At 45.1% G+C, this 12,163-nt stretch carries 18 protein-coding genes and 2 pseudogenes; 10 read left to right on the forward strand and 10 right to left on the reverse strand.

Going from position 1 to position 12,163, the window contains the following annotated elements; translation table 11 throughout:
* Window positions 1–117 precede the first annotated feature (117 nt).
* Window positions 118–366 (forward strand): Lrp/AsnC family transcriptional regulator, encoded by a 249-nt coding sequence (locus tag NGAR_RS14750; RefSeq protein WP_015020592.1) that lies wholly within the window; start codon window positions 118–120, stop codon window positions 364–366.
* A 73-nt stretch (window positions 367–439) separates the two neighbouring features.
* Here the strand turns inward: NGAR_RS14750 and NGAR_RS14755 are convergent, their stop codons facing one another.
* Both NGAR_RS14755 and NGAR_RS14760 read right to left on the reverse strand, forming a co-directional pair.
* Entirely contained in the window at window positions 440–880 is a 441-nt protein-coding gene (locus NGAR_RS14755; RefSeq protein WP_015020593.1) for a hypothetical protein, read from the reverse strand.
* Window positions 881–901: 21 nt separating this feature from the next.
* Entirely contained in the window at window positions 902–1,969 is a 1,068-nt protein-coding gene (locus NGAR_RS14760) for a formate/nitrite transporter family protein (RefSeq protein ID WP_015020594.1), read from the reverse strand.
* Window positions 1,970–1,976: 7 nt separating this feature from the next.
* Between NGAR_RS14760 and NGAR_RS17940 the strand changes: the two genes are divergently transcribed.
* Entirely contained in the window at window positions 1,977–2,195 is a 219-nt protein-coding gene (locus tag NGAR_RS17940) for a hypothetical protein (RefSeq protein WP_187147544.1), read from the forward strand.
* A gap of 107 nt (window positions 2,196–2,302) precedes the next feature.
* Here NGAR_RS17940 and NGAR_RS14765 read toward each other — a convergent pair whose 3' ends face one another.
* Window positions 2,303–3,244, reverse strand: coding sequence for a lamin tail domain-containing protein (locus tag NGAR_RS14765; protein ID WP_148681553.1), 942 nt, complete (start codon window positions 3,242–3,244; stop codon window positions 2,303–2,305).
* A gap of 256 nt (window positions 3,245–3,500) precedes the next feature.
* Here NGAR_RS14765 and NGAR_RS14770 point away from each other — a divergent pair, with 256 nt between their 5' ends.
* Entirely contained in the window at window positions 3,501–3,992 is a 492-nt protein-coding gene (locus tag NGAR_RS14770; RefSeq protein ID WP_015020597.1) for a cyanase, read from the forward strand.
* Window positions 3,993–4,029: 37 nt separating this feature from the next.
* Here the strand turns inward: NGAR_RS14770 and NGAR_RS14775 are convergent, their stop codons facing one another.
* Window positions 4,030–4,860, reverse strand: a complete 831-nt coding sequence (locus tag NGAR_RS14775; RefSeq protein ID WP_015020598.1) for an SHOCT domain-containing protein — start codon at window positions 4,858–4,860, stop codon at window positions 4,030–4,032.
* A gap of 94 nt (window positions 4,861–4,954) precedes the next feature.
* A complete protein-coding gene (locus NGAR_RS18975; protein ID WP_266190300.1) occupies window positions 4,955–5,089 on the reverse strand; it encodes a hypothetical protein in 135 nt (44 codons plus the stop codon).
* 139 nt (window positions 5,090–5,228) lie between these two features.
* On the opposite strand from NGAR_RS18975, the gene NGAR_RS14780 reads away from it, so the two are divergent.
* The gene (locus tag NGAR_RS14780) at window positions 5,229–6,107 is read left to right on the forward strand and encodes a ParB/RepB/Spo0J family partition protein (RefSeq protein ID WP_015020600.1); all 879 of its coding nucleotides are present in this window, start codon (window positions 5,229–5,231) and stop codon (window positions 6,105–6,107) included.
* 2 nt (window positions 6,108–6,109) lie between these two features.
* On the opposite strand, the gene NGAR_RS14785 is transcribed toward NGAR_RS14780, so the two are convergent.
* Window positions 6,110–6,475, reverse strand: coding sequence for a hypothetical protein (locus NGAR_RS14785; protein ID WP_015020601.1), 366 nt, complete (start codon window positions 6,473–6,475; stop codon window positions 6,110–6,112).
* A 109-nt stretch (window positions 6,476–6,584) separates the two neighbouring features.
* Window positions 6,585–7,139: a histidine kinase gene (locus tag NGAR_RS14790; RefSeq protein WP_148681555.1), complete on the reverse strand. Its 555-nt coding sequence runs from the start codon at window positions 7,137–7,139 to the stop codon at window positions 6,585–6,587.
* Window positions 7,140–7,524: 385 nt separating this feature from the next.
* Between NGAR_RS14790 and NGAR_RS14795 the strand changes: the two genes are divergently transcribed.
* The 4 genes and pseudogenes from NGAR_RS14795 to thiC all read left to right on the forward strand — a co-directional run bounded on the left by NGAR_RS14795 (window position 7,525) and on the right by thiC (window position 10,498).
* Entirely contained in the window at window positions 7,525–8,142 is a 618-nt protein-coding gene (locus NGAR_RS14795; protein WP_228369208.1) for a nucleotidyltransferase domain-containing protein, read from the forward strand.
* Between the two features lie 76 nt (window positions 8,143–8,218).
* Window positions 8,219–8,530: pseudogene (locus tag NGAR_RS14800) on the forward strand (HEPN domain-containing protein); the annotation flags it as partial.
* A gap of 309 nt (window positions 8,531–8,839) precedes the next feature.
* Complete coding sequence (locus tag NGAR_RS14805) at window positions 8,840–9,025, forward strand: hypothetical protein (RefSeq protein WP_015020605.1); 186 nt, start codon at window positions 8,840–8,842, stop codon at window positions 9,023–9,025.
* A 135-nt stretch (window positions 9,026–9,160) separates the two neighbouring features.
* A complete protein-coding gene (gene thiC / locus NGAR_RS14810) occupies window positions 9,161–10,498 on the forward strand; it encodes a phosphomethylpyrimidine synthase ThiC (RefSeq protein WP_015020606.1) in 1,338 nt (445 codons plus the stop codon).
* Window positions 10,499–10,582: 84 nt separating this feature from the next.
* Here the strand turns inward: thiC and NGAR_RS14815 are convergent, their stop codons facing one another.
* Window positions 10,583–10,789: a hypothetical protein gene (locus NGAR_RS14815; protein ID WP_148681557.1), complete on the reverse strand. Its 207-nt coding sequence runs from the start codon at window positions 10,787–10,789 to the stop codon at window positions 10,583–10,585.
* A gap of 315 nt (window positions 10,790–11,104) precedes the next feature.
* Here NGAR_RS14815 and NGAR_RS18570 point away from each other — a divergent pair, with 315 nt between their 5' ends.
* Entirely contained in the window at window positions 11,105–11,206 is a 102-nt protein-coding gene (locus tag NGAR_RS18570) for a dodecin family protein (RefSeq protein WP_228369209.1), read from the forward strand.
* A 15-nt stretch (window positions 11,207–11,221) separates the two neighbouring features.
* Window positions 11,222–11,350, forward strand: a pseudogene (locus NGAR_RS18575) (dodecin domain-containing protein); the annotation flags it as partial.
* 7 nt (window positions 11,351–11,357) lie between these two features.
* Here the strand turns inward: NGAR_RS18575 and NGAR_RS14825 are convergent.
* Window positions 11,358–11,636: a hypothetical protein gene (locus NGAR_RS14825; protein ID WP_015020607.1), complete on the reverse strand. Its 279-nt coding sequence runs from the start codon at window positions 11,634–11,636 to the stop codon at window positions 11,358–11,360.
* Complete coding sequence (locus tag NGAR_RS17950) at window positions 11,626–11,796, reverse strand: hypothetical protein (RefSeq protein WP_015020608.1); 171 nt, start codon at window positions 11,794–11,796, stop codon at window positions 11,626–11,628. Before NGAR_RS17950 ends, NGAR_RS14825 begins: the two co-directional genes overlap by 11 nt.
* Window positions 11,797–12,163 lie beyond the last annotated feature (367 nt).

Genomic DNA, 12,163 nt, shown 5'->3' on the forward strand with positions numbered 1-12,163 from the left:
AAAAGAAGCAGGAGCAAGCGCCGCCCTCTAGAACCACGTATTGCCATGTCATTTGCACCTTAAATAAAACATTGATAAAGTAACAAGTCTTTAATAGCATGCCAAAAATTCTCATGCATGACGCTTGCCTTCGTATTTGTTGATTGTGCGCAACACCAGCACTCTGCATCCATCGGGAGAGCATTAAGAGAGGTGCAGGGCGTTCTTGAAGTCTATTCTACGACTGGCGTCTATGACTTGATAGTGAAGGTGTCAGCAGATGACGAAACAAAATTGCAAGCCATAATTGCGAGCATAAAGAGTGTCAGCGGGGTAATGTCTGCTATTACGAACATAGTATACAGCGCCCATGAAGCTTCTGCCTAAAAGCAATAAGGCAATGACATGAAAATCCTGTAGCATCATGTCCTTCCTGCTCAAGATGTTTTATCTTCTTCTACTACCGGTTGCTTGCATCATCAGCTCTCTCTTCCAAAGAGCCTTTGGCACCATGCAATCGCTTGCTATGAGAGCCAATGTTGACTGCTTCTGAATGGTAGCCTATATTCATCCCATCTTGCCCTTCTCTTGGAGGATTTGCCACTTCCGAGTGGTAGCCAATCTTCATGCCGTCATTTTGATTGGGCCTTTGGGGATTTGCGCGCTCGGAGTGATAGCCAACTTGCATGCCAGCGACATCTTCTTCTGTTTTGCTTGTATTTGCCACTTCTGAATGGTAACCAATTTCCATCCCTTCATTTGCCCCTGTTTCACTGATCAATTCCGGCGGGTTTGCGGCTTCTGAATGGTATCCAACCCGTGCTCCATTCTTTGTTGGGTTTGCTTCTGCAGCCTTCTTTTTCTTTCTCTTGCCGTGTCTTTGATTTCTGTGGCCCGCCAAATGGCATCATCCCATTCGCACCTAGGTCGCAGGGATCTTGTACCACGGCCTCCTTGGCCAGAGGAACCATTTCACTATCAGCGAAATTCCAACGAACCAGCCTATGACTATTATTGGCTCTATCCAGTTTGGATTGTTGGTCCCAGGTTGTATCCCCATGGCCGGCTCAAGACCAAAGAGCAGGATCGCACCTATGGCAGCAGGCATGATAGCCGTAAACGCTATCATCAGTGTTATCGCATCTTTGAATGCCCTTGCCAAATCGCGGTAGGTGCCATGGGGTTGCCTCCACTTATCTGCTGCAAGCCACTTTTGCATGCCCCCTGTGTACCAGTAAACCATGCCCATAAAGAATGTCGCACCAATGATGTTGCCAAGGGTAACTGGGACTAGGTTGTTCCACATGGCCTGACCCCATGTATAGTCCGCGCCTTGCCATATTGCAGCAGACAGTACCCAGTGGTTTACGATGCTGTGTTCAAACCCTGTGGCAAAGAACGTGCCCAATGGGAACGATATCAACAGAATCTTTGCGATAACCTCCTGCGTCCTGAATGCTCCCCATACAGCCATAGTCACCATCCAGTTGGCAAATATCGCCCTCCAGAACAGCTGGTCCCACGTCAAAACGTTGACCTTTAGATTTCCTACGTTTACAAGGAAGTTTGTAAAAGCCTCGCCATAACCCGGGCCTGCCAACATGAGAGCCCCTACAATTATCATCCACCCAATGACCACTCCGGATATCCAGTGACCGGCATGCGTGATGCTCCACTGGTAAAATACTTCTCTCCATTTGGCCTGACCTGTCATCAGAGATATGCCCGAGGTCATGTAGTCTCCAGTCACAAGATTGGCTCCCAGGATGATTACAGCTACCAGCGACGTTCCGGGAAAGACAACGAACATGAGGAATCTGCCCAGTCCAGGCGACAGATCCGGCGCAACAGCAGCCATGATCACAAAGGCAAACAATGCAGCAAACGCAAGATAGCTCATGGCCTGCCAGCCCATTAGAATGCCTTGGGCAGGATTCACCTTGCATTTTGCAACGCCCAGGTTGCTCAGTGTCTTTAGCGTGTCTGGCAAACCAAAGATGCCTGCCAAAAGCCGAGGGGAAGGCGGCGTCTCTGCTTCTGGCGATGGCGGAACAACCTGGGCAGGCGGCGAAGACGGTGGTGGAGGGTTCATTGAAGAATGTCCCGGCAACGGATTTGAAGATGTGGAAGGTGGTGATGCCCCTTCAGCCGGACCGGAGGGAATACCGAATCCCGGAGCTGACACTTTACCATCTGACGATGAACTCATCAGATAGCAATCTTTCCTGTGCACTTCATATCCTTAATTGTTCCATTATAGCTTATATTGGAAATTCATGGGCGCGCCGGTTCAATTCACGCACTAGCGTTAGGGCGGTGTTCGCTATTTTACTGCAAGGTATCGCCTTGCTACTATGATCAAAGCTAACGTTGTTGAAGCGATGGCCAGCAATATGGAGGCACCGCCAAACTCTGGGGCTACATTGGTGCCAACAATTTCCACGGTCCTATCTCCTGGCCCAAATTCTATTATCAACCTAGAATGCGTGTTATTTTCCACGGCAAAAAATGGCTGTTGCGATTCCCCCTGGTCAATATTGACTATAAAATCGCCACTTAGGAGTGTTTTTGGAAAGCTAATATGAATAAATGAGAGGTCTGATTCTTCACTTGATTTTGACAATCTCACTACAAGTTTCTTTTCCTCTTGATCCAGATCCATCCCGGTAACTGAGGATGTAGAAAAGGTGTCGACAGTAAAGGCAGTTTCGTCTACGTTCAGTACATGTGACTTATGCGCCGGCGTGTCAAGGCTCATGCACAATGGATTCAAATAGCATTCAGCAATTGCCTTTCCCAGATTCCCATTATCCTCTCCCTTGGTAGATTCTGCAAAAACCCAGTCCTCAAAGGACCCGGTATCCTCGCCGTCAGGATACCTTTGCCACGTTCGATCGTCAGCAAGGGCATCGTTTAGCCCTTGTACTTCGTCTAGCAACACTCCATCTTCAAAAAGCTGCAGTCCGACCAAATAGTGATCCAGATTGGTTCGCACAGGGACAACATGATGGCTATGGGCAGGCATGGTGGGATCGCCATTGTCAGGCTTGAGCGACACGTGGGTCACATTGTCGCCTTCTTTATCCCCAGTAATGATCGTTAGATTTAGTCTAGAGAGGGGAACTGGGGTACCGCCTGTATTCAAAAGCTCAACCCAAGCTAATGGGTCATCAGCATTAGAGGGAGCGTCGATCTCTACCTCATTAATGATAATGGGAGATGAGTTTGCTTGATCATTTGCATTTACAACAGATGTAAAAGACAATAGATGAAATGACAAGCTAGCTACCGCCAATAGTAGTGGCAGCTGCCATCTCTTTGGCCACAAGGCATTCTTCATACGGAATTACTTGCTTTTGACGTTATGTATTTAACAACATAATTTTGCCACGAAGCTCATCATTCTACCAGACATCGGGTTAATTGCCGGGTAAATTCGCGCACATGGTTTTTGTTTTTGCTATTTAAATCACTTTTTTGCAATAATACTTAATGTGAGCACCTGGTGAAGTGGATATGGCATGACTACGACAGAATTGGTTCCACCACAAAGTGAAAGAGAGGCTATATTGGCAGCCGTCAGATCGAAGATGAGGGAGAAGGGTCTCAACTACACAAAGCTTGCAGAGACAATTGGAAAAGACCCGATGTTCGTTGCCGCCGCATTGCACGGACAGCAGAAACTTAACCACGCAGACATTGACAAGGTAACTAGCCTGCTAGGACTTGACGGAGCTGCAAGGAAAGAACTTGCTGTCTACCCTAATAGAAGAAATTTTCCGGCCACAATCGACCCGTTCAACTACAGGCTCTTGGAAATAATTGGTGTATATGGCGATGCAATGAGGGAAATGTTCAACGAGCTTTTCTCAGACAAGACAGGAAGAGGCGGTGACGGAATTATGAGCGCCATCGACTTTTCAATAAAGATGGAAAAAATTACCGGGAGCCACGGAGAGCCGCGCTGCAGGATAACGCTTGATGGCAAATATCTAGAGTACAAAGAATTCTAGATCCGTGCCGCCTCTCTTTTTTCATTTTTTCTTACTGCTAAATCCAGTTTGAACCTTGGCCTACCTTTTCTTCATCGTCTGCAATCAACTTTCTCAGTTTGTTGTACTCTTCAGCCGATATTTCGCCTTTCGCTAGTCTTACCTTGAGGATTTTCAACGGATCTTCAACCTTCTGCCGGCTTGGCATGTCTTGGCCTTCTTCCTGCAAAATCTTTTCTGTTTTTATCCCATTGCTGTCGCACAGCAGCTTGACCAGCAGCGGTTTTGACCGCATGTATGCAAGGAAGGGTTTTTCATTTGAAGCCACAAACACCACTGTAACAGACCTTTTTTGGTTCGTGAACGTTATTTCAGAAGTCTTTGAGCCGGATGCAAAGATGACCAAGCCAGTTTTTTCAAAAATAAGAGATTCACCGTATTCGTTACTTACCTTGACAGAAGCTAGGCAGCCGACAGGATGCTGACTAGCAGGGGCATCTACTGGAGACAGTAGGAAGCCTTTTTTTGCAACAATTTTCTTGGCAGAATAATTGTCGTTGGTGTCTTGTTTTTTCCTTTTGAAATAGGAACTTTTTTGCACTTTGGAAAACTGATATTGCTTGATCACCGAGCATTTCATGTATTCCAGCATTTTTCCCCCCACTACGTAGACAGAGATCTCATTTGGAAAGTCAGCAAGCAGATCATGATTGTCAAGCTGGGCGTTGTCGCCGTAGGGAAAAGAAGTGTCTGTTATAGTGAAAAGTTTCAGGCTACCTCCTGCTTCTATGGCTTCGGGCATATGTGCAGAAATGCTGGGGTCTATCTTTACAATGCCCTCCCACAGAACTTCGTGGTCCTGAGCAGATTGCCCAATAGCTTCTCCCATCAATGAATTGTGCTAATGTTAATTTATAAGCCTTCAAAAGTTCTTGCTAGCGCTGCTGCGAGTGTGCCTTCTCAGAATAATCACAAATCATGTCTCAAAGGACCCAGCCGAGCAGGTACAGGATAAGGGTTACTGATGCAAAGAAAGCCGCCGTGACATACTTTCTTTTTCTTGTTGATTGCGGCTCCACTTTGTTGGCTGCATTGTCCTTTATGTTCTTTGGTATCAAACTGCGCATCAAAAATTCCATCTTCCAAGGAATTTAATACTATTCTGCTAACAAAGTTTTTAAAGAAATAATTAATTTACTTATATAGTTCCATCCATCTACAATCTTCGCCATGTCTAATGATCAGGTTATTGAGGAGATGCTCGAGTTGCGCGGCATTAGACCGGCAGCAATTCAGGTGCGCACATGCAATTCTTCGTTTGATAGACAGGCGATCAAGGAACTGGCAGATAGCATACGCCAGCATGGTCTGATCCAACCTATAACGGTCAGACCAGTGGATTCTGGATTTGAAATAGTGGCAGGTCACAGGCGATACCAAGCTTGCAAGCTGTTAAGGTGGAGAGTAATACCTGCTAGGATTCGTGCCTTATCAGACAAAGATGCATTTGAAATTCAATTGATTGAAAACATGCACCGGATGACCATGGATCCTATCGAAGAGGCTGAAGCATTCAAGGCGTATATTCTTGATTATGGCTGGGGAGGAGTGTCCCAATTGGGTCGTGTCATATCGAAAAGCGAGCAGTATATTTCCAGCAGGATTCAGCTTCTTAGGTTGCCAAAAGAGATTATGGAACAAGTAGCGCAGAAAAAACTAAAGCCCTCACACGCTCTGGAATTGGTCAACATCGGAGAGGATAAGCAGAAGTTGATTGCTGAAGAAATCATGAACGGCGGCCTTTCTGTTCATGCAGTAAGGGAAATAAGGCGACAGATAAAGAATGGTGCAAAGGTAGAACAGATTTTTGGTTTTGATGGAACCATGGATGACGGAATTGCTGCCAAGGAAACAAAAGACGGCTCCAAATCGGCAGAAATTAAACTGTTGAAAAGGGCACTGTTGGTTCTCCGTATGTCTCTTGCAAGGCTTGACATGATAATAGAGGAGGCCAACGGCAAGTTGCGCTCTGAAGAAAGGGCCGAAGTTGTAAGCGAGTTAATGCAGTTTAGGCTAAAGCTTCACTCGATGATCGATGACGACCTGAAGAAGATATCTCTTCTAAAGAAAGCGTGACCTTAAAAGCCCAGTCTAGAGATGCAGCTCAAGACGCGGGCCAAATCTGGCAGCACCCCGTCTTTGCTCATCCCCACTATTATGGTGTCCTCGGCCAGATTGATAATGAGTGCCTTTGAGCTAGCTGTATCGAGAACCATCAGTCTGATATTTTCAAAAGTTAACACGTTCGTGGCTAGCGTGATCTTGCGGAGATCCTCTGAAAGCCTCCCTTTTGAGAGAACTGAGGGGCTGTTCGCACCATTGTTATGGTAAATGTCAATTATTTCACCTAAAACATTTGCAATAGCAACATACTGAACTTTGTCGTTTACAGAAAACAAATTGTCCGAAAGAGCCACATACTCTCTCGCCTTCTGACTCTGCATTCTATGTACATTACATTAGAAGCAGAATATAATAGGTTTTACTCTTCAGGAAGCACCCGCTTCTGTTTCCGCATTTTGCCTATCGGGATTCTTCCTTAAAGGAACTGGGTTATTTCATCCACTTTTGGCAGAACTCGTAAAAGTTGTCAATTGAGTAGTTTGTCGCCTGAATGAACCTGGGTGCCTTTACCACGGTGACATCAAATGCTGTATACTTCTCAATAATGTCTCCAAAGACTGTCCTGTACATATCGCTCTCTTGGTTTGCTATTTTTGTATTTGGAAATATCTTGATGTTTATCCAATCGTATTCTCCCCTTGTTCTACCTGCAAAGGCAGCAAAGGGTGCATTTTGAAGGTAGCTTGTAAACATGGCTACCCTTTCGTTGAAAACTGAAGACGTTTTGAATGAGATTAAAATCAACCTGATGACAAAGCCTTCAAAGTTCTTTGGCTGGGGTTTAAGCGTGTAGCCAGCTATTCTCCCCTCTTTTTCAAGCTTGCTGATGCGTTCCAGTACAGCCCGTGGCGTCCTGTTGATGCCACGAGACTTCAGCCTCTTATGGATCTCTTGCGAAGACATTCTCGCATTTTCAATAAGACAAGAGAGGATAACTTCATTTATTTCCTCGGCCTCGCTGGACATCGATGTCACTTTGTACAAGCATCTATTTACGCCTATATAGCGAGTCGATACCGATAGAGGGCTAATTTGGGAAACCTTTGTCTGGACGACCTCCATTCCATTTGTCTATTTTTCCCTGTGCACCTGATCAACATGCCTGCCTAGTTGCTCGGCAGATGCAAATTCCTCTCCGCACACCGCACAGATAGGATGGTGTGCATGTTCGTTCCATTTCGACTCCATGCATCATTATGGCTTTCAAGAACGGGCCTTTATTCCTGTCCTCTGCCAATTCGACTCTTAAATGGTCTCGCACTCGCTCCGAGCCGCCCAAGCCACCAACGGCTTGTTACCCTCGCTCGTGGCATGTCCTGAAATATGTTTAGATGCCCGATATACCATACATATGTTCGCCTGTCAGGACATGCAACTTCACACCTATCTCGAGCCATTGCTTGGTAGCAAGGTTTCAATACGCCTGATTCGAGCTCTTGTCAAATACCCCGACAAGATCTTTACGGTACGCAAGCTTGCCGAGGTAGCCGGCGTTTCACCAAGCGAAGCCGCTCTGGCAGTCCAAGAGCTAGAGAAGTTTGGCATACTGACAATTCAGCCAGTTGGCAGATCATACCTCATATCGCTAAATGACAAGAGCTACATCCTGAACAGGATCCTAAGGCCAACGGTGAAGGCCGAAGAGGATACGCTTCATGAACTTGTTTCTATACTCAAGAGGCATCTGATGACTGATAAAAGCATAATGTCTGCAGTTCTGTTTGGCAGTGTTGCCATCGGTAGAGAACGCAAAGACAGCGACGTTGATCTGCTTGTCATTTCCAATGACTTTGAGGCTGCAAGCTCCATTGTGTCGAAGGCTGGAGACGAAATTTCATTGGTTTTCAACAGCCGCCTTTCGCCTATAATAATGAATGGAACGGAACTGACAAGCAAGAAAAACGACCGGCTGATAAATTCGATTCTTAATAGTTATGTTGTCGTTGCAGGCAGGGACCTAAAGGAGATGATCATTGAAAACAAATGACTCGTCCAGTAGATCAAAAGAAGGCCAAGAACTACTTGAAAAAAGCTGAGGACTCGCTGTATTTAGCAAAAATTGCCGAGAGGGCAGATATGATAGCGCTGCGATGAATGCCATTCACGCCACAATCAATGTGCTTGACGCCCTAACCACGTCATATTTCGGCAAAAGGGCCTCGGGCGCCCATACCGACGTACTATCGTTACTAAAAGGCATTTTTAATGCCAGCGAATACCAAGATGTTCAAAAGCAGTTCACATCTCTGCGGAATCTGAAAAATGCGTCCGAGTACCAACCTGATTTGATGGGCAATGAGGAGGCGGAAAAAGCAGTAAAGTGGGCTGAACGCATAATTGGCAAAGCAAAAGAGAAACTGAAAGGATTAGAATGACAGTAAAAATAAACTATTTTCGCCTACAGGATGTCCATTTATATCAAGCGCTGACCAGATTATTGCATGACAAAGCTGATTCAGGCATTCCCGGTATGCCCAAGCCAGTTCGGGTAACTTGAAGGGACATAGGCTCGAATTCCCTGCATATGCTTCTATTCATGTCCCGCCAAGTTACAAGAACTCCGGTGTCATATTCGTCAGGATTCAAAATTTCACAAAATACACGAGCTCGCCTGAAGCGATAGAAGATTCTTCTGGTGGTCAGCACCATATCTTCTATATCGTCCCAATTTGTATCGGGGAACCATGGCCAGAGATATTCTAAATGAGAAGGCGCATGAGCAAAGTTACCTCATAAGCGAGCTGGAATCTCTGGGCTTGACCAGTGTGCAGGTGAACGAGTTCAACGACAACAAAGAATTGCACGGCTTGGTCAAGAGCATCAAAGACGCGTTCCTGGCCGAGTATCGCAAAGGATCGTCTCTGGGATAAGCCACGATGTGCCTGCTTACAGTACCAAAACTTCTTGGCTCTCTCTTCTATGTTATACAGACTCGATTTTCTCATAAGACACCTTAAGAGCTACTCTTTTAAGGGTAGACTTTGCATCTGTCTAGCGATACAAAAATGCCTACCCAAATGGGTTCTGCAAGGCGTGGGATCGCTACAGAGGAGATGATTGATGTTGCAAAACAAGAAGATATTGATGTAAGTGTAATAGTTCAGAGGGTTGCAAACGGCTCTATCATTATCCCAAGGAATAATGCAAGAAAGCAGAAGATCAAAGTTACAGGAATTGGCAAGGGCCTTCGTACAAAGGTCAATGTCAATATCGGGACATCTACATTACACCAGAACCTAGACGAGGAGGTCTCAAAGGCCAAAGTTGCCGTAAAGTATGGCGCTGACACTATCATGGATTTGTCTGATGGCGGCAATCTCAACCTTATCCGTCAGACATTGCTAGAAGCTGCGCCGATAACTTTTGGCACTGTGCCAGTTTATCAGGCATACTGTCATGGAGTTGAAAAGTACAAAAATCCCCTCAATATTACAGAGGATGACTTTCTAAATGCGTTTGAAAAGAATGCAAAAGATGGTGTTGACTATACAACAATTCATTCAGGCATCACAAAAGAACTGGCAAAGCGTATGCTAGAAGAGCGGAGGCATGGCGGCATTGTATCAAAAGGAGGAACAATAACAGCCGCTTGGATGCTCAAATACGATAAAGAGAACCCATACTATGAGCACTTTGATTATCTGTGCGAAATTGCAAGGAAATACGATGTTACATTCAGTCTGGGTGACGCGTTGAGACCTGGCTCTATACTGGATTCGCATGATGAATTGCAAGTTGCAGAGATGATAAACGTAGCAAGGCTGGCAAAGCGTGCTCATGACAAAGATGTCCAAGTAATGATCGAGGGTCCGGGACATGTACCTCTAAATGAAGTTGCTGCAAACGTGAGATTGGCGAAATCTCTGATTGGCGATATCCCATACTATGTGTTGGGCCCGCTAGTCACAGACGTTGCGGCTGGATACGACCATATCGCAAGCGCCATAGGCGCAGCTGTTTCAGCAGCTGAAGGCGTTGACCTGCTGTGCTATTTGACGCCAGCAGAACACTTGGGGCTGCCAACGGCTGAAGAGGTGAAAGAGGGATTGATTGCCTACAGAATAGCTGCACACGCTGGCGATTTGGTAAAGATAAGAGACAAGGCAATCAAGTGGGACAGAGATATCACTGAAGCTAGGCGCACGTTGAACTGGGAGAAGCAGATAGCGCTATCAATCAACCCAGAAGAAGCGGCAAGAATTCACTATAGAAGCTCCGGGCAGCATGAGGGCAATAATGTTCCATGTACCATGTGTGGCTCTGCCTATGTATATATAATGCTGCCGCAGCGGAGGAAGCCGAAGGATAAGGATAAGGATAACACACAAGCAAAAGTCAAATAATAATGAAGCAATCAAAATCTAGTAACCTGACTAGCCCTCTTCTTGTTTTATGGCTGCAATCAGATCTCTCTGTTTTGCTCTAGACTATACAGCAGGGAGAAATAATTCAAGGGGGCAGGTCAGCCAGGCGGACTGTACTATTGCTACTCCCCTTTTCTTCGCCTTTTCCTCCTCTTTGTCTTTTTTTAGTACTACTGCTATGGCTAGTAATATTTGAAGAAGCAAAACCTTAGCTGCTTTGATCGCTTCTATGCAGACAGCTTTTATTTCATCATAGACCGTAACATCCAAAATTTCTTGCAGTGCAGAAATAGCGTTCTCACCGTGCGCTGACAGTCGTTTTATAGCAGCTTTCTTTTCTTCTTGAATGTCTGACCACTTAGCGATGTCTTAGTTCAAGTATTGCCCTCTTCTCGTCTGACACTTGGGCCATAGGCTTGTGTAAATATGCAACAAGTTGTATTTATTGAAGTTGTTTTATCGCGCCACTGTCATATCAAGTTATTATCCAAATGCTATTAAGCTTTTGTTCTTTGCTTGATTGCCTATTCGTTTTTCTACGAGCAGGCAGAAGTGTGTATTGTTATGTTATCAGCTGCTTCGGCTATGGCAACAACAAGAGAGGAGCCAGAAACGACATCATCTCGAGTCGCTACAGTTATAGAAATAATTGGCACGTCAAATGAAGGCTGGGAGGCTGCAGCTTGAGTTGCATTAGAGGAAGCTAAAAAGACGATACATAACATCCATAGGATAAAGGTTCAAGGCATGACTGCAGATGTAGACCCTGACACAGGCAGAATTACCAGATACAAGGCGTGCGTTAAACTATCATTAGGAGTAAATAGATGAAGGATTCTTATTCTTTTCCCGCTGTTTCAAGCGCAAGCCTCTGCTCCTCCACCTTTATAGAAACACGGTACCACTTGCTGCCAATCTTGAAGCTATATGCAGAATGATCTTTTGCTCCTGCACTAGAGTAAGAGGGGCTAATCTTATCGACCAGCCTATTGCGGAGTTTATCTACCTGATATTCTGCTATCAAAAGATTGCCAATAATGTTCTCTAGTTCTATGTCTCGATCTTCCGTTTCAATAGCAGCAGCTCCACTAGAGGTTTCGTTATTGCTAGTCCTCATTTTCGATGTATTCCCTGCTTCCAATCTTGTAATGGATTTCTTCGATGTATCTGACCCGGTCAATTACAGGCCTGGAAAGATTATGGCCGCAGACAGGAACTCCTTCGGTTTCTTCTTCTCTGATTTCTCTTTCGATGAGGATCGTATTGCTCTCCCTCATTGTTAATTATACAACAAAGTTAGATATACGCTTTTAATGAAAACATTGTACACCTTTGATAGAGAACTATTATTCCTACGTATCTAGCTAGATTAGATCGAATGAAAAGAGGTAGGCATTCCTATCAGATTTCTAACTATTGCAAACAGGATACAACTAGATCGGAATTCCGATTTACATCCGACAGCAAAATCTACGCATAAAGGAAGCTTCAGCAAAGGGACTGGCTGGCGGTTCGGATCCTAGCACAGATACAACTTTCGGATATATTTGCATGGTCGATGATCTCTTTTGTCGTCTGAAGCAAAAGAGCTTTGGCGAATAAAGCATAGAGCAAAGTGGTTATGTAATTTGATTTGTCATAACA

This window comes from Candidatus Nitrososphaera gargensis Ga9.2 (genome assembly GCF_000303155.1).
Lineage (GTDB): Archaea > Thermoproteota > Nitrososphaeria > Nitrososphaerales > Nitrososphaeraceae > Nitrososphaera > Nitrososphaera gargensis.

Excerpts from the sequence above, each read along its gene's own strand:
- NGAR_RS14775 (WP_015020598.1), bottom strand. The coding sequence starts at position 4,860 with ATGGGAGAAGCTATTGGGCAATCTGCTCAGGACCACGAAGTTCTGTGG.
- NGAR_RS14785 (WP_015020601.1), bottom strand. The coding sequence starts at position 6,475 with ATGCAGAGTCAGAAGGCGAGAGAGTATGTGGCTCTTTCGGACAATTTG.
- thiC (WP_015020606.1), top strand. The coding sequence starts at position 9,161 with ATGCCTACCCAAATGGGTTCTGCAAGGCGTGGGATCGCTACAGAGGAG.
- NGAR_RS14825 (WP_015020607.1), bottom strand. The coding sequence starts at position 11,636 with ATGAGGACTAGCAATAACGAAACCTCTAGTGGAGCTGCTGCTATTGAA.
- NGAR_RS18570 (WP_228369209.1), top strand. The coding sequence starts at position 11,105 with ATGGCAACAACAAGAGAGGAGCCAGAAACGACATCATCTCGAGTCGCT.
- NGAR_RS14805 (WP_015020605.1), top strand. The coding sequence starts at position 8,840 with ATGGCCAGAGATATTCTAAATGAGAAGGCGCATGAGCAAAGTTACCTC.
- NGAR_RS14750 (WP_015020592.1), top strand. The coding sequence starts at position 118 with ATGACGCTTGCCTTCGTATTTGTTGATTGTGCGCAACACCAGCACTCT.
- NGAR_RS14780 (WP_015020600.1), top strand. The coding sequence starts at position 5,229 with ATGCTCGAGTTGCGCGGCATTAGACCGGCAGCAATTCAGGTGCGCACA.
- NGAR_RS17940 (WP_187147544.1), top strand. The coding sequence starts at position 1,977 with ATGCCTGCCAAAAGCCGAGGGGAAGGCGGCGTCTCTGCTTCTGGCGAT.
- NGAR_RS14795 (WP_228369208.1), top strand. The coding sequence starts at position 7,525 with ATGCAACTTCACACCTATCTCGAGCCATTGCTTGGTAGCAAGGTTTCA.
- NGAR_RS14770 (WP_015020597.1), top strand. The coding sequence starts at position 3,501 with ATGACTACGACAGAATTGGTTCCACCACAAAGTGAAAGAGAGGCTATA.
- NGAR_RS17950 (WP_015020608.1), bottom strand. The coding sequence starts at position 11,796 with ATGAGGGAGAGCAATACGATCCTCATCGAAAGAGAAATCAGAGAAGAA.